This window comes from Pseudomonas fortuita (assembly GCF_026898135.2).
GTDB classification, from domain to species: Bacteria; Pseudomonadota; Gammaproteobacteria; order Pseudomonadales; family Pseudomonadaceae; genus Aquipseudomonas; species Aquipseudomonas fortuita.
In genome coordinates this window covers 5,682,074-5,697,970 of sequence record NZ_CP114035.2, presented here as the reverse complement: position 1 = coordinate 5,697,970, position 15,897 = coordinate 5,682,074, and the positions used below count along the sequence as shown (strand labels likewise).

The following is a 15,897-nucleotide window of genomic DNA, read 5'->3' as shown; positions in this document are numbered from 1 at the left end:
ATCATTGGCCCGAAACAAACGTAGGAGCGAGCGACAGCTCGCGATGCGCCGCGCGGGCGGCGCTCGATATACGCAACGGCACAGCAATCGAGGTGGACCATTCAAGCCTTGTTCAGGTACATCCGCGTAGTCAGCAAATACACCGGCAGCCCCGAAACCACGATCAGCAGTGCCGCATAAGGCGCCGCTGCCGCGAACTCGACGTTGGCCGTATGCGCCCACACCTCGGTGGCCAATGTGGTCATGCCCGTGGGGCTGAGCAGCAGCGTGGCCGTCAGCTCCTTCATGGCATCCAGGAATACCAACGCGAAAGCCGCCGCCATGGCCGGGAAGATGATCGGCAGGGTCACCCGGCAGAACGCAGTAAAGCTGCTCGCACCCAGGGTGCGTGCAGCTTCCTCAAGCGTTGGCGAGGCCTTGTTCAGCGCGGTGCGCACTGGCGACTGCGCCAGTGGCAAAAACAGCAGCGCATAGGCCAGCAGCAGCAGTGCCGTGGTCTGGTACAGCGCCGGCACGTAGTGCAGGGCGAAGAACACCAGGGTCAGGGCAATCACCAGGCCGGGCAGGGCGTGCAGCAGGTAAGGCAGGCGCTCGGCCCAGATCGCCAGGCGACCCTTGTAGCGCACCACCAGGAAGCTGATCGGCAGGGCCAACAACACGCAGAAGCCAGCACCGCCAAGCGACACCGACAGCGAAGTAAACAGAGCCTTGGAGATAGCCGCCACCGGGAACGCTGCCGACGAACCCACGCTGAGCCAGTAGCCGAGCATGGCCAGTGGAATACCGCTGCCCAGCACCGCCAGGCCCACGCAGAACAGCTGCGCCAGCACCGCCCAGCCGCGCAGCCGCACCGGTTGCGCCCGCCGCGCTACGCCCTGGCCGATGCGTACATGGCGGGCTTTGCCGCGTACGCGCAACTCCAGCCACAGCATCACCAGGCACATCGCCAGCAGCACGGCAGACAGCATGGCCGCGTTGGCATTGCTGAACTCCAGTTCGAACTGTTGGTAGATGGCGGTGGTGAACGTCTGCAGGCCGAGGATCGACAGCGCGCCGAACTCCACCAGCATGTGCAGGGCAATCAGCAGCGCGCCACCGAGCATCGACGGCCACAGCAGTGGCAGGGTGACCTTGCTGAACACGCCCCAGCGGCTGCAACCCAGGGTGCGCGCCGACTCTTCCAGCGAGGTATCGAGGTTACGCAGGGTTGCGGCCACCGGCAGAAACACCAGCGGGTACTTGGACAGGGCCATGACCATGATCGCCCCGCCGAGGCCTTCGAAGTCCGAACTCAGCGACACCCAGGTGAAGCTGCTGACGAACGACGGCACGGCGAACGGCAGGCACAACACCACGCCCCACAGTCGACGACCTGCCAGGTTGCTGCGCTCCAGCAGCCAGGCCAGCGCCAGGCCGACCACCATGCAGGTCAGCGTCACCCCGACCATCAGCAACAGGGTGTTGCGCATCAGCCCCCAGACAAAGGGGCGCCACAGCAGGTGCAAGGCTTCGCGCCAGCCGGCTTCCCAGGCTTTGATGGCGACATAAGCCAGGGGCAGCAGGCTCATCGCGACCAGGAACAGCACAGGCAGCACGACCCAGATGGAGGGGCGCTTGCGGCGCGGTACAAAGCGCACCGGCGCCGGTGCAGACAGGGCGGCAGTCATCAGAGCAGGCCGACCTCGCGCTCAAGCTCGATGGCTTCCTCGGCGTTACCCAGGTCGGCCGGCGAGATCTTCGGCGGGCGCAGCTCGTCGAACGGCTTCAGGCCGCGGTCAGAAACCATGCCCTTGTGCAGCGGGTACTCGGCGGTGGTCTGGGTGATGACGCGCTGGCCTTCTTCGCTGGCCATCCAGTTGAGCAGGGCCTGGGTCTCTTTCGGGTGCTTGCTGGCCTTCACCACGGCTGCGCCGGAGATGGTGACCAGGTTGCCGGCGTCACCGTCGGCCAGGTAGTAAAGTTTGGTGTCCAGTTTGCCGCGTTCGCGTTCAAGCGCGTACCAGTAGTAGTTGTTTACCAGTACCGCAGCCACTTCGCCTTTTTCCACGGCTTTGAGGGCGACCATGTTGTTGGTGTAGGTCTTGCCGAAGGCTTTAAGGCCGGTCAGCCATTCCTCGGTAGCTTCACGACCGTGCATTTTCAGGATGGCCACAGCCTGTTCCTGGAACGCACCACTGGTAGGCACATAGCCGACGCGGCCTTCCCACTCAGGGTTGGCAAAGTCCATCACTGTGGTAGGCAGGTCTTTTTCGTCGACCTTCTTCGGGTTGTACACCACGATGCGCGTACGGGCCGTGATGCCCATCCACGTACCGTTGGCGCCAACGTATTCCTTGGGCACCATGTTTGCGGTGGCGTCGTCGATCTTCGCCAGCAAGCCCAGCTCGCCCAGGTTGTTCAGCGGCGGCGACTCTTCGGTATAGATGATGTCGGCTGGCGAGCGGTCGCCTTCCTCGATTATCTGGCTGGCCAGCTGGTTGCTGCTGCCTTTGCGGATATTGATGTGAATGCCGGTCTTGGCCTCGTAGGCCTTGGCGATGGCTTCGCCGATTTCCTTATGCTGACCGTTGTACATGGTCAGGGTGACCGGTGCGTCTGCCATGGCGGCCGGAGCGCCGATGACCAGGCTCAGCACGGCGGCGGCCAGAGTACGCATCAGCAGTTGCGGGCGGATCGTCATGCGGGTACTTCCTCGCTTACGGCTACATATTTGGAAACAATGGTAAACGAAATTGTTTCTCAAGTGGCCGGGTGACGAGAAATTCATGGGCAGACCATGGTGCAGGACCGGGAGTGCGCGGGGAGGGTGGGGCAAAAAACGCAGGCAAGAAAAAACCCACTAGCAAGCTAGTGGGTTTTTGTATGGTGCCCAGGAGAAGACTCGAACTTCCACGACCTTGCGGTCACTGATACCTGAAACCAGCGCGTCTACCAATTCCGCCACCTGGGCAAAGCTTTGCATCATCTGTAGAAGGCGACTATCGTTCGCTTCACACAGTAGTAACAGATCCTTGGTCATCTGTTACTTGAAAATATTTGGTGCCCAGGAGAAGACTCGAACTTCCACGACCTTGCGGTCACTGATACCTGAAACCAGCGCGTCTACCAATTCCGCCACCTGGGCACACATTCGAGATTAAAAGATGCTTTACAGCGCCGTTCATCTCTACTACAACGTTGGGGTTGTCCGTCGTTGTGGTGCGCACTATACGGACGCTCCCCAAGGCTGTAAACCCCCCAATCAAAAAAAATTTCAAAAAATTCAACTTGTTGATTCCACAGGCCTATTACTGCTCTGGATGCACAGCAGTGGGGGCTGTCCAAGGCAGACATTTCCGGTTTCAATAGGCCTATGCCAGAATTCATATCTATATACCCCAAGGTGAACCCCTTCTGATGGCCGATTGGCAATCCCTCGATCCCGAGGCCGCTCGCGAAGCGGAAAAATATGACAACCCCATTCCCAGCCGTGAGCTGATCCTGCAACGCCTTGCCGACCGTGGCGAGCCCGCTGCGCGCGAGGAACTGGCGAAAGAGTTTGGTCTGTATGAAGAAGACCAGATCGAAGCCCTCCGTCGCCGTCTGCGTGCCATGGAGCGCGACGGCCAGCTTATCTATACCCGGCGCGGCACTTATGCCCCGGTGGATAAGCTCGACCTGATCTGCGGCCGTATCTCCGGCCACCGCGATGGGTTTGGTTTCCTCATCCCCGATGATGGCAGCGATGACCTGTTCCTCAGCCCGTCGCAAATGCGCCTGGCCTTCGATGGCGACCGCGCACTGGCGCGCGTGTCGGGTACCGACCGCCGTGGGCGCCGTGAAGGCGTGATCGTCGAGGTCATTTCCCGTGCCCACGAAAGCGTGGTCGGCCGTTACTTTGAAGAAGGCGGCATCGGCTACGTAACCCCGGACAACCCGAAGATCCAGCAAGAAGTGCTGGTGACCGCCGGGCGTAACGGTGGTGCCAAGATCGGCCAGTTCGTCGAGATCAAGATCACCCACTGGCCAACGCCGCGCTTCCAGCCGCAAGGCGATGTGGTAGAAGTCATCGGCAACTACATGGCGCCGGGCATGGAAATCGACGTTGCCTTGCGTAGCTACGACATCCCGCATGTCTGGCCCGATGATGTGGTCAAGGAAGCGCGCAAGTTCCGCTCTGAAGTCGAAGAGAAAGACAAAGAGAAGCGTGTCGACCTGCGTCATTTGCCATTCGTCACCATCGACGGTGAGGACGCCCGCGACTTCGATGACGCTGTCTATTGCGAGCCGCTGGGCAAACTGCGCCTGTTCTCCGGTGGCTGGCGCCTGTATGTGGCCATCGCCGACGTGTCCAGCTACGTGCGCCTGGGCTCGGCCCTGGACGTCGAGGCCCAGCAGCGCGGCAACTCGGTGTACTTCCCCGAGCGTGTGGTGCCGATGCTCCCCGAAGAGCTGTCCAACGGCCTGTGCTCGCTGAACCCGCACGTCGACCGCTTGGCCATGGTCTGTGAGATGACCATGAACAAAGCCGGCCAGATGGTCGACTACCAGTTCTACGAAGGTGTCATCCACTCCCACGCCCGCCTGACCTACAACAAGGTCAGCAGCATGCTCGAGCACGCCCGCACCCGTGAGGGCAAGGCGCTGCGCGAGGAGTACAAGGCGGTCGTGCCTGACCTGAAGAACCTGTACAACCTGTACAAGGTGCTGTTGGATGCCCGTCACACCCGGGGTGCGATCGACTTCGAAACCCAGGAAACCCGCATTATCTTCGGCGATGAGCGCAAAATTGCGGAAATTCGCCCGACCGTGCGTAACGAAGCCCACAAGCTGATCGAGGAATGCATGCTGGCGGCCAACGTGGCCACCGCCGAGTTCCTGCAAAAGCACGGCGTGCCTGCACTGTACCGCGTGCACGACGGCCCGCCGCCGGAGCGCCTGGAAAAACTGCGTGCCTTCCTTGGCGAGCTGGGCCTGAGCCTGCACAAGGGCAAGGACCCGTCGCCAAAGGATTACCAGGCCCTGCTGGCGAGCATCGCCGGGCGCCCGGATTTCCACCTGATCCAGACAGTCATGCTGCGCTCGCTGAGCCAGGCGGTGTACAGCACCGAGAACAACGGCCACTTCGGGCTGAATTACGAGGCGTACACCCACTTCACCTCGCCGATCCGCCGTTACCCTGACCTGCTGGTGCACCGCGCCATCCGCAGCATCATCCGTTCCAAGGTCGATACCCCGCACGTCAAGCGTGCCGGCGCCATGAGCATTCCAAAGGCGCGCATCTACCCATACGACGAGAACACCCTCGAGCAGCTTGGCGAGCAGTGCTCGATGACCGAGCGCCGGGCTGATGAAGCCACCCGTGACGTGGTCAACTGGCTCAAGTGCGAGTACATGAAGGATCGCGTGGGCGAAACCTTCCCCGGTGTGATTACTGCGGTGACCGGTTTCGGCCTGTTCGTCGAACTGACCGACATCTATGTGGAAGGCCTGGTGCACGTCAGTGCGCTGCCGGGCGACTACTACCACTTCGATCCGGTCCATCACCGCCTGTCCGGTGAGCGCACCGGGCGCAGCTTCCGCCTGGGCGACTCGATTGAAGTCAAGGTCATGCGTGTTGACCTAGACGAGCGCAAGATCGACTTCGAAGTGGCTGACAAGACGCTGGCTGCGCCAATCGGCCGCAAGCAGCGCGGCGCCGCGTCGGCTGCCGACAAAGCCGACAAGCCCGAGCCAGCACCGGTCGAGGCCAGGGCCACGCCGAAGCCGCGCAGCCGCAAGAGCGAAACCTCCGAGGCGTATTTCCCGAAAGACGCCGTGCAGCGTAACGCCGAAGTGCGCAAAAGCCGTGAAATGAAAAAGGCGCTGATGAGCGATGCCCGCACCGGCAGCTCGTCCAGCAGCAAGTCGGACAAAGGCGGCAAGCCCGCCGGCAAGCCGACCAAGCACCGTAAAGGCCCGCCGAAGTCCGGTGCACCACGCAAGAGCAAGAGCAAGTCATGAGTCAGCTGGAAAAGATCTACGGCGTGCACGCCGTGCAGGCGTTGCTGCAGCACCATCCGAAGCGGGTCAAGCAGATCTGGCTGTCGGAAGGGCGCAGCGAGCCACGCCTGCAGACCCTGCTGGCGCTGGCTGCAGAAAACCGTGTGCAGGTTGGCCAGGCCGAGCGCCGTGAGATGGATGCCTGGGTCGAAGGCGTTCACCAGGGTGTTGTCGCCGAGGTGAGCCCAAGCCAGGTGTGGGGCGAATTGATGCTCGAGGAGTTGCTTGAGCGCACCGAAACGCCACCGCTGATCCTGGTGCTGGACGGTGTCACCGACCCGCACAACCTTGGCGCGTGCCTGCGCACCGCCGATGCGGCCGGTGCCACGGCGGTGCTCGTGCCCAAGGACAAGTCTGCAACCCTTACGCCTGTTGTGCGCAAGGTGGCCTGCGGCGCGGCAGAGGTGATTCCGCTGGTGGCCGTGACCAACCTCGCGCGCACGCTGGAAAAGCTGCAGCAGCGTGGCTTGTGGGTGGTGGGTACCGCCGGCGAGGCTGAGCAGGAGATCTACCAGCAAGATCTGACCGGGCCTCTGGTGATGATCATGGGCGCAGAAGGCAAAGGCATGCGCCGGCTGACCCGCGAGCATTGCGACTTCCTGGTGAAGTTGCCGATGGGCGGTAGCGTCAGCAGCCTGAACGTTTCGGTGGCCACCGGGGTTTGCCTGTTCGAGGCTGTGCGTCAGCGTCAGGCCAAGCGCTGATCTTCCCCTGTTGCGGGCCATTCGCGGGCACGCCCGCTCCCACAGGATTTTCACTGGCTTACAAGCAGTGGGGCCCTGTGGGAGCGGGTTTACCCGCGAAAGGGCCGGTAGCCTGTGAATATGTTTCAGGCTGTTCAAATATTCGCCAATTACCTTGCTTGTGCGCCACGCCTTCTCTACAATTGCGCCCCTTGCCGAGCTGGCAGGCGCACATGTGCCTCCCCTCCGTGCAAGACATACAGTGTCATTCACTCCTTGTCTGACCAGATTCGCTGGCAGACTACTAACCCGTAAGGAGCATTCATGCGTCATTACGAAATCATCTTCCTGGTTCACCCGGACCAGAGCGAGCAAGTCGGCGGCATGGTTGAGCGTTACACCAAGCTGATCGAAGAAGACGGTGGCAAAATCCACCGCCTGGAAGACTGGGGCCGTCGTCAACTGGCCTACGCAATCAACAATGTTCACAAGGCTCACTACGTGATGCTGAACGTTGAGTGCACCGGCAAGGCCCTGGCCGAGCTGGAAGACAACTTCCGCTACAACGATGCCGTTATCCGTAACCTGGTCATCCGTCGCGACGAAGCCGTTACCGGCCAGTCCGAGATGCTGAAGGCTGAAGAAAACCGCAGCGAGCGCCGTGAGCGTCGTGAGCGTCCTGAGCATGCTGACTCCGCCGAAGGCGACGACAGCAATGACAGCGACTCCAGCGATAACGCTGACGAGTAATCCACGGACCTTTAGAGGAGCCTATTAAATGGCACGTTTCTTCCGTCGTCGTAAATTCTGCCGCTTCACTGCTGAAGACGTGAAAGAGATCGACTTCAAAGATCTCAACACCCTGAAAGCTTACGTATCCGAAACCGGCAAGATCGTTCCAAGCCGCATCACCGGTACCAAAGCTCGTTATCAGCGTCAGCTGGCTACCGCTATCAAGCGCGCCCGCTTCCTGGCCCTGCTGCCCTACACCGACAGCCACGGCCGCTGAGACCGGGTCGTCGACAAGCAGTAAGGGATTAGCATGCGAGCGTTAGCAAGTTTCATCATGCGCGGTCGTGTGCAGGCCACCCTCGTGGTGGTCATCAGCGCGGTACTGCCGCTGCTGTTCTGGTTGAGTGCCGCTGCCTGCAGCCTTGTGCTGCTGCGGCGTGGGTTCAAGGATGCTACAACGGTCATCGCCGGCGGCCTGCTGGCGGGTCTGGCCGTGTGGGTCATGGGTGATCCCATCACCTTTCTGGTGATTGCGGGTGCCTTGGCCCTGGCCGCCATGTTGCGTGCCGAGCATCCCTGGAGCCGGGTGTTGCTGGTCAGTGCCGTGTTCGCCGTGGCTTTCAGCCTCGTGCTCGATCTGGCGCTGGCCCAAACCTTCGATGTGCTGGCCAAGGCGTTTGCCGAAGCCATGCCGAAAATCGAGGGGCAGCCGGTACTCTCCGGTGAGCTGATCCGCCCTGTGCTGGTCGCCTCCACAGCAGTGACGGTGCAATTGTTCAGTGTGCTGGCCTTGGTGCTGGCGCGCTACTGGCAGGCAGCGTTGTACAACCCTGGAGGCTTCGGTCGCGAGTTTCGCGCGCTGAAGCTGCCAAAACAGACCATGGCGGTCTTGGTGGCAGTGATGGTGGTGGCTCCGTTTATCGGGCCGCAGTTCATCATCCTGGCATCGGCTTCGAGCCTGGTACTGGTACTGGCCGGCATCGCTTTGATGCATGGGCTGGTGGCACAGGGCCGACTGGCCGGTTTCTGGCTGGTGGGCATGTACGTGACGTTGCCGCTGATCATGCAGCTGATTTATCCGTTGCTGGTGGTTTTGGCCATTGTCGACAGCCTGATTGATTTTCGCGGTCGCAAGTCCCCCAAGGGGAATGACTCCGCGAACGGTGAAGGTTAAAAGTTAAGAGGTTTTACCAAATGGAACTGATCCTGCTGGAAAAAGTCGCTAACCTGGGCAACCTGGGCGACAAAGTAAAAGTTAAGGCTGGTTACGGCCGTAACTTCCTGCTGCCATTCGGCAAGGCCACCGTTGCCAACGCCGCCAACCTGGCTGCGTTCGAAGAGCGTCGCGCCGAGCTGGAAAAAGCAGCTGCTGACCGTAAATCGTCGGCTGAAAGCCGCGCTGCCCAACTGGCCGAGCTGGAAGTGACCATCACTGCCACCGCTGGCGACGAAGGCAAGCTGTTCGGTTCGATCGGCACCCACGACATCGCTGACGCCCTGACCGCCTCCGGCGTTGAAGTGGCCAAGGCTGAAGTTCGTCTGCCGAACGGCACCATCCGTCAGGTTGGCGAATACGACGTAGCCGTGCACCTGCACAGCGACGTTGAAGCCACCGTACGTGTGGTTGTCGTAGCTGCCTAAGCTGCGCTAACTGGCTGGCTCCTTGCGAGTCAGGCGGTTAACATCGGGCACGGTCCTGTTTTATACAGGCCGTGCCCTTTGTCTTTTTCATCCTCCAGAATTCTTTCGTGGCCATGAACGAGATCACAACCTCCGAACAGCTTGACCTGCAAACCGCCGCCCTGAAGGTGCCGCCGCATTCCATCGAGGCCGAACAGGCCGTGCTCGGTGGCCTGATGCTGGACAATGAGGCCTGGGAGCGGGTGCTGGACCAGGTGTCGGACGGCGATTTCTACCGGCATGACCACCGGCTGATCTTCCGCGCCGTGCACAAGTTGGCCGATGCCAACCAGCCATTTGACGTGGTGACCCTGCACGAGCAGTTGGACAAGGAAGGCCTGTCCTCGCAGGTAGGCGGCCTGGCTTACCTGGCCGAGCTGGCCAAGAACACCCCGTCGGTGGCCAACATCAAGGCCTACGCCGCGATCATTCGCGAACGGGCCACACTGCGCCAGCTGATCAGCATCAGTTCCGACATCGCCGACAACGCGTTCAACCCGCAGGGGCGCAACGCTGCAGAGATTCTCGACGATGCCGAGCGGCAGATCTTCCAGATCGCCGAAGCACGGCCAAAGACCGGCGGCCCGGTAGGCGTCAACGAGCTGTTGACCATGGCCATCGACCGCATCGATACGCTGTTCAACTCCGACAGTGATATCACCGGTATTTCTACTGGCTACACCGACCTGGACGAGAAAACCAGCGGCCTGCAGGCAGCCGATTTGATCATTGTCGCCGGTCGTCCGTCGATGGGTAAAACCACCTTCGCCATGAACCTGGTGGAAAACGCCGTTCTGCGCAGCGAAAAGGCGGTGCTGGTGTTCTCCCTCGAGATGCCAGGTGAATCGCTGATCATGCGTATGCTGTCGTCGTTGGGCCGTATCGACCAGACCAAGGTGCGTTCAGGCCAACTGGACGACGACGACTGGCCGCGGCTTACCTCCGCAGTCAACCTGCTCAACGACCGCAAGCTGTTCATCGACGATACTGCCGGCATCAGCCCGTCGGAAATGCGTGCGCGCACGCGTCGTCTGGCGCGTGAGCATGGCGAAATCGGCATGATCATGGTCGACTACCTGCAGCTGATGCAGATTCCGGGCTCTTCCGGTGACAACCGCACCAACGAAATTTCCGAAATCTCCCGCTCGCTCAAGGCCCTGGCCAAGGAGTTCAACTGCCCGGTCATCGCCCTGTCGCAGCTGAACCGCTCCCTGGAACAGCGCCCCAACAAACGCCCGGTGAACTCCGACTTGCGTGAATCGGGTGCAATCGAGCAGGACGCCGACGTGATCATGTTCGTGTACCGGGACGAGGTTTATCACCCCGAGACCGAGCACAAGGGGATTGCGGAAATCATCATCGGTAAACAGCGTAACGGCCCTATCGGTTTCGTACGCCTGGCATTTATCGGCAAGTACACCCGCTTCGAGAACCTTGCGCCGGGCATGTACAACTTCGACGATGACGAATAACGCCAGTAAGTCATAAGTGGTTCAAGACTTTTGGTGCTGCTGCGCCGCCCATCGCCGGCAAGCCAGGCTCCCACAGGTACGGCGTAAATCTCAAGCTTTGCACCGTACCCGTGGGAGTCTGGCTTGCCGGCGATGGGCCGCAAAGCGGCCCCGATTAAAGAAACGTGGCTTTTAGCACTGACTGACAATCCGCCCTTCGCTCATCGTGATTACCCGATCAAATCGCGACAGGGCACTTTGATCATGAGTAACGCAGATCAGCCCCTTCCCGTGGAGTGTTTCGAACAGCAGATCCCAGGTCTGCTCTGCCGATCCGGCATCTAGGCCGCTTGTAGGCTCGTCAAAGAAATTGAAATCGCCAGGCTGGTTAAGTACCCGCAGCAACGTCAGCCTGCGCGCCTCGCCACCCGAAATGGATTCTGCGCGTGCATCCAGATCAAGTTCGTACCAGTCTTTGCTCAAGCCCAGTCGCTCAAGCCATTGTTCGATCTGAGCGCGATCATGAGCATGTTCGAACAGCACTGCGCGGGACAGGGGGCCGGGTATGAAATGCGCATCCTGAGGGCAGAGTCGTAAACGACTGAACTGCTCACACCCCTCGAGCGCAGCCAGGCTTCTGCCATACAAGTGAACGTGCTTGCGCAACTGGAATACCGTTCCTGCGAGCGCATGCAGAAGTGTCGATTTACCACACCCGCTGGGCCCGACCAGCGCGACTCGTTCTCCTGCCCGTATTACCAAGGGCTCATTGATCAGCAGTTGCAGCGCATTTCGAGCGCTGAGTTGGCAGGGTGTGATGCGAAGCCCTGCGTTTTCATCCAAGGGCTCTGCCTCCATGGAGTCTGTCGGGCCGAACACTGGGAGTTGGAGCCAGTGTTCGAGCTTGCGTTTGTCGAGCCGGAACTGGTCGAGTACCCGCCAGGCTTCCGCCAGTTGTGCAACGCTTGCGAGCAACCCAGTCACCAGCGTAATGAGGGCAACAAGCTCGCCCAGGCTCAGATGCGGCGTTGCCTGGGATTGATCATGGATGCCCCACAACAGCACACCACCACTGCCCAGGCCAATGAACAGGGTACGCAAGCCCTGAAGCCAACCCCCGCTGCGGGCTACCCGCACTGCTGAATCGGCATAGTCCGAGAGTGTCTGGTTGACCGGGAGCATTGCCGCATCCTCAGCCCTTTCCAGTTTGACCGTTGCCGCGCTGGCGAAGGTATCCACCCATTGTTCCGCCAGTTCATCCTCTCGCGAGTTTACGGCCTCGATATGAGGCCTACGCCAGCGTATCAGGCGATCGTTGGCCCATAGATATGCCAAGCTCAAGGGGATGAGGCCGATTAATACCGAAGTAGCCCCGAGGTATGCGAACAGTGTGACCAGCACCACCGCTTCGGCCAGTACCGGCCATGCTGAGCCAATCAGAAAGCCTAGCCATCGTTCCTGGGCCGTTATTCCTCTATCCAGTACCTTTACCAAGGTCCCGCCATGGAGTTGTCCATAAGCCTCGAAGCGTTTGTCCAGCAACCCTCGGCACCAGCGCATCGAAAGCTGCTTCACGCGCTCTTGGCAGAGCCGCGCCAGGCACCAGGCTTGCAAAGGGGTCAACGAGGCTTGTAGCGCGACAAGGCATATGAAGGCACCGAGCAGAATGAATGAAGACGAGGCCGATGTGGACAGGTTGTCGATAATGTCAGCCAGGATCAGGGCTGGTACGACGGTCGCGACTTTCAACACTAGTGTTGCGCTCAGAGCTGCGATGATTCCTCGATAGATATGCATATGCCTTGCGTGCGTTCTGCAGGAGGTGGATGCCGGGCCTGATTGGCTAGAGAGGCTGTGGAATGGTGTGTTGCTGGAAGGGCGTATCTTTCAACAAGTCCGGCTGGTTGTCTGCCTGCCAAGAGTTTGGAAATGTATCCGGCTGGCGCTGTTTGGCAGGACATGATCAGATTTTTCCCGTTGCGCGTAGGCCATTTCTGAAATAGCTTCCTACGGCCTTTACACCATTGCGGTGGTTTTCTGGGCGGCCTAGTCTGGCCCTGTCGTTGTAAAAACAGCGACCGGGCCTACAAGCCCGATCAGGAACGAATGTTGTTCACCGCAAGCCAATGGCACGCGCCATCGGGCTCGCTTGATGGTGGCTGCGTGCGGGAGGTTTTCGTTCTCTGTCCGGTCTTGCAGACCCGTACGTGACCGCCACCCATCACACTGCAAGTCATGAGTGCGGCTCTGTGTGAATCTACAGAGAGCTGTAGCATGCTGAAAATTATCCCCGATCCACCCCTCGATCCCCACTCCTTGAACACAGCTCTATTCAGGCCGAATGCCCACCGTAAGGCTTGATTGATAGTGCGTCTGGCCGGGCCCTTTCGCGGGTGAACCCGCTCCCACAAGACACCACAGCTTTCAGGCTTGCACAGTACCTGTGGGAGCGGGCGTGCCCGCGACGCATGAGGGCTGACAGGTGTTCGCCACAGCAGTTTCAGCGCCTATGAGATCGAGCGCCGCCCGCGCGGCGCTTCGCGGGGCAAGCCCGCTCCCACATCTTTTTCGGGCCAGCCCCTTCTGTGAGTCCACCGCTGGCCGCCTCGTTTGTTTCCTTCGATATTGAAGGTTGCATCGCTGCTCTTAATCACTCTTCAGCCATGCACCCGGGGTGTGCGCGGCTATTGCTCAGGAATAACTGGCCCGAAACAAATGTGGGAGCGGGCTTGCCCCGCGAAGCGCCGCGCGGGCGGCGCTCGATCTCACAGGCGCTGAAACTGCTGCGGCGAACACTTGGCGACCTCATCACAAGCCCCAAGCCCAGCACCTGGCAGCCTACACCCAACCGTCGCCCAACCCACCAATCCCCACGAAGACAGTCGGATTTGGTCAAAATTTGTGCTATATTCCGCGCCCGCGATTTCCCTGCACACCAGAACCGGTCACTGACATGCAAGCAGCCAAACCACTCTACGACTATCCCAAGTACTGGGCCGAATGCTTCGGGCCAGCACCTTTCCTGCCGATGAGCAGGGAGGAGATGGATCTGCTCGGCTGGGATTCCTGCGACATCATCATCGTGACCGGGGACGCCTACGTCGACCATCCGTCGTTCGGCATGGCCATCATCGGCCGTCTGCTGGAAGCCCAGGGCTTTCGCGTGGGCATCATTGCCCAGCCAAACTGGCAGTCGAAAGACGACTTCATGAAGCTTGGCGAGCCGAACCTGTTCTTCGGCGTGGCCGCAGGCAACATGGACTCCATGATCAACCGCTACACCGCCGACAAGAAGATCCGTTCCGACGACGCCTACACCCCTGGTGGCCTGGCCGGCAGCCGACCGGACCGCGCCAGCCTGGTGTACAGCCAGCGCTGCAAGGAAGCCTACAAGCATGTGCCGATCGTACTCGGCGGCATCGAGGCTTCGCTGCGCCGCATCGCCCACTACGATTACTGGCAGGACAAGGTCCGCCATTCGATCCTGATCGACGCCAGCGCCGACATCCTGCTCTTCGGCAACGCCGAGCGTGCGGTGGTGGAAGTGGCTCAGCGCCTGGCCAGTGGCGAGACGATCGAGAGCATCACTGACATCCGCGGCACCGCGTTCGTGCGCCGTGATACCCCGCAGGGCTGGTACGAGATCGACTCCACCCGCATCGACCGCCCAGGCCGCGTCGACAAGATCATCAACCCGTACGTCAACACCCAGGACACCCAGGCCTGCGCCATCGAGCAGGCCAAGGGCGACCAGGAAGACCCGAACGAAGCCAAGGTGGTACAGATTCTCGACAGCCCGGCCGTGACCCGGGAAAAGTCGGTGATCCGCCTGCCATCGTTCGAAAAGGTACGTAACGACCCGGTGCTCTATGCTCACGCCAACCGCGTGCTGCACCTGGAGACCAACCCGGGCAACGCCCGCGCCCTGGTGCAGAAGCATGGCGAAGTGGATGTGTGGTTCAACCCGCCACCCATCCCCATGACCACCGAAGAAATGGACTACGTGTTCGGCATGCCTTACGCCCGTGTCCCGCACCCGGCCTATGGCAAGGAGCGCATCCCGGCCTACGAGATGATCCGTTTCTCGGTGAACATCATGCGTGGCTGCTTCGGTGGCTGCACCTTCTGCTCGATCACCGAGCACGAAGGCCGCATCATCCAGAACCGCTCGCACGAGTCGATCCTGCACGAGATCGAAGAAATGCGCGACAAGGTGCCGGGCTTCACCGGCGTGGTCTCCGACCTTGGCGGGCCGACCGCCAACATGTACCGCATCGCCTGCAAGAGTCATGAAATCGAGAAGCACTGCCGCAAGCCGTCGTGCGTGTTCCCGGGTATCTGCGAAAACCTCAACACCGACCACAGCTCGCTGATCGAGCTGTACCGCAAGGCCCGTGCCTTGCCAGGTGTGAAGAAGATCCTGATCGCCTCGGGCCTGCGCTATGACCTGGCCGTGGAGTCGCCAGAGTACGTCAAGGAACTGGTTACCCACCACGTTGGCGGCTACCTGAAGATTGCCCCGGAGCACACCGAGCGTGGCCCGCTGGACAAGATGATGAAGCCGGGTATCGGCTCGTACGACCGCTTCAAGCGTATGTTCGAGAAGTACTCGAAAGAGGCGGGCAAGGAGCAGTACCTGATCCCGTACTTCATCGCCGCGCACCCGGGCACCACCGACGAAGACATGATGAACCTGGCCCTGTGGCTGAAGGGCAACGGCTTCCGCGCCGACCAGGTCCAGGCGTTCTACCCGTCGCCGATGGCCTCGGCCACGGCCATGTACCACTCGGGCAAGAACCCGCTGCGCAAGGTGACCTACAAGAGTGAAGGGGTGGAGATCGTCAAGAGCGACGAGCAACGCCGCCTGCACAAGGCGTTCTTGCGCTACCACGACCCGAAGGGCTGGCCGATGCTGCGTGAAGCGCTGGAGCGTATGGGCCGCGCCGACCTGATTGGGCCGGGCAAGCACCAGCTGATCCCGCTGCACCAGCCGCAATCCGACACGTACCAGAGCGCGCGTCGCAAGAACTCGACGCCAGCGGGCAGCCACAAGGTGGGCAAGGAGCAGAAGATCCTCACCCAGCACACCGGCCTGCCACCGCGTGCCAGCGATGGCAGCAAGCCGTGGGACAAGCGTGAGAAGGCCAAGGCCGAGGCGTTTGCGCGTAACCAGCAGGCGGCCAAGGAACGCAAGGAAGCAGCCAAGGGCGGCAAGGGTAACAAGAAGCCGCGTCAGCCCGTTATTCCGCGCTGATTGATCTATTTGGGGCTGCTTTGCAGCCCTTTCGCGGCACAAGGCCGCTCCTACAAGAAACCGCGATTCCCTGTAG

General features: G+C 60.8%; 11 protein-coding genes and 2 tRNA genes. 8 read left to right on the top strand and 5 right to left on the bottom strand.

Annotation, left to right across the window (positions count from 1 at the left end; all coding sequences use genetic code 11):
• Positions 1-101: 101 nt before the first annotated feature.
• The 4 genes from OZ911_RS26080 to OZ911_RS26065 form a co-directional block, all read right to left on the bottom strand.
• Positions 102-1,667 (bottom strand): ABC transporter permease, encoded by a 1,566-nt coding sequence (locus OZ911_RS26080; protein WP_016489439.1) that lies wholly within the window; start codon positions 1,665-1,667, stop codon positions 102-104.
• Positions 1,667-2,680, bottom strand: a complete 1,014-nt coding sequence (locus OZ911_RS26075) for an extracellular solute-binding protein (protein ID WP_016489438.1) — start codon at positions 2,678-2,680, stop codon at positions 1,667-1,669. The genes OZ911_RS26080 and OZ911_RS26075 overlap by 1 nt, the downstream gene beginning before the upstream one ends.
• 183 nt (positions 2,681-2,863) lie before the next feature.
• A tRNA-Leu gene (locus OZ911_RS26070) sits at positions 2,864-2,950 on the bottom strand.
• A gap of 87 nt (positions 2,951-3,037) precedes the next feature.
• Positions 3,038-3,124: transfer RNA gene (locus OZ911_RS26065), tRNA-Leu, on the bottom strand.
• A gap of 272 nt (positions 3,125-3,396) precedes the next feature.
• Here OZ911_RS26065 and rnr point away from each other — a divergent pair.
• The 7 genes from rnr (at position 3,397) to dnaB (ending at position 10,588) form a co-directional block, all read left to right on the top strand.
• Positions 3,397-5,982: a ribonuclease R gene (rnr, locus tag OZ911_RS26060; RefSeq protein ID WP_070086515.1), complete on the top strand. Its 2,586-nt coding sequence runs from the start codon at positions 3,397-3,399 to the stop codon at positions 5,980-5,982.
• Positions 5,979-6,725, top strand: a complete 747-nt coding sequence (gene rlmB, locus OZ911_RS26055) for a 23S rRNA (guanosine(2251)-2'-O)-methyltransferase RlmB (protein ID WP_016489436.1) — start codon at positions 5,979-5,981, stop codon at positions 6,723-6,725. The genes rnr and rlmB overlap by 4 nt, the downstream gene beginning before the upstream one ends.
• 303 nt (positions 6,726-7,028) lie before the next feature.
• A complete protein-coding gene (rpsF, locus tag OZ911_RS26050) occupies positions 7,029-7,454 on the top strand; it encodes a 30S ribosomal protein S6 (protein ID WP_003249557.1) in 426 nt (141 codons plus the stop codon).
• 28 nt (positions 7,455-7,482) lie between these two features.
• Positions 7,483-7,713, top strand: coding sequence for a 30S ribosomal protein S18 (gene rpsR, locus OZ911_RS26045; RefSeq protein ID WP_003249563.1), 231 nt, complete (start codon positions 7,483-7,485; stop codon positions 7,711-7,713).
• 33 nt (positions 7,714-7,746) lie between these two features.
• Complete coding sequence (locus OZ911_RS26040; RefSeq protein WP_016489435.1) at positions 7,747-8,610, top strand: hypothetical protein; 864 nt, start codon at positions 7,747-7,749, stop codon at positions 8,608-8,610.
• A gap of 20 nt (positions 8,611-8,630) precedes the next feature.
• On the top strand, positions 8,631-9,077 hold the full coding sequence (gene rplI, locus OZ911_RS26035) for a 50S ribosomal protein L9 (RefSeq protein ID WP_012316464.1): 447 nt from the start codon (positions 8,631-8,633) through the stop codon (positions 9,075-9,077).
• 113 nt (positions 9,078-9,190) lie between these two features.
• Positions 9,191-10,588, top strand: a complete 1,398-nt coding sequence (dnaB, locus tag OZ911_RS26030; protein WP_023046912.1) for a replicative DNA helicase — start codon at positions 9,191-9,193, stop codon at positions 10,586-10,588.
• A 171-nt stretch (positions 10,589-10,759) separates the two neighbouring features.
• On the opposite strand, the gene OZ911_RS26025 is transcribed toward dnaB, so the two are convergent.
• The gene (locus OZ911_RS26025; RefSeq protein ID WP_023046913.1) at positions 10,760-12,364 is read right to left on the bottom strand and encodes an ATP-binding cassette domain-containing protein; all 1,605 of its coding nucleotides are present in this window, start codon (positions 12,362-12,364) and stop codon (positions 10,760-10,762) included.
• 1,156 nt (positions 12,365-13,520) lie between these two features.
• On the opposite strand from OZ911_RS26025, the gene OZ911_RS26020 reads away from it, so the two are divergent.
• Positions 13,521-15,821, top strand: a complete 2,301-nt coding sequence (locus OZ911_RS26020; RefSeq protein WP_031311556.1) for a YgiQ family radical SAM protein — start codon at positions 13,521-13,523, stop codon at positions 15,819-15,821.
• Positions 15,822-15,897 lie beyond the last annotated feature (76 nt).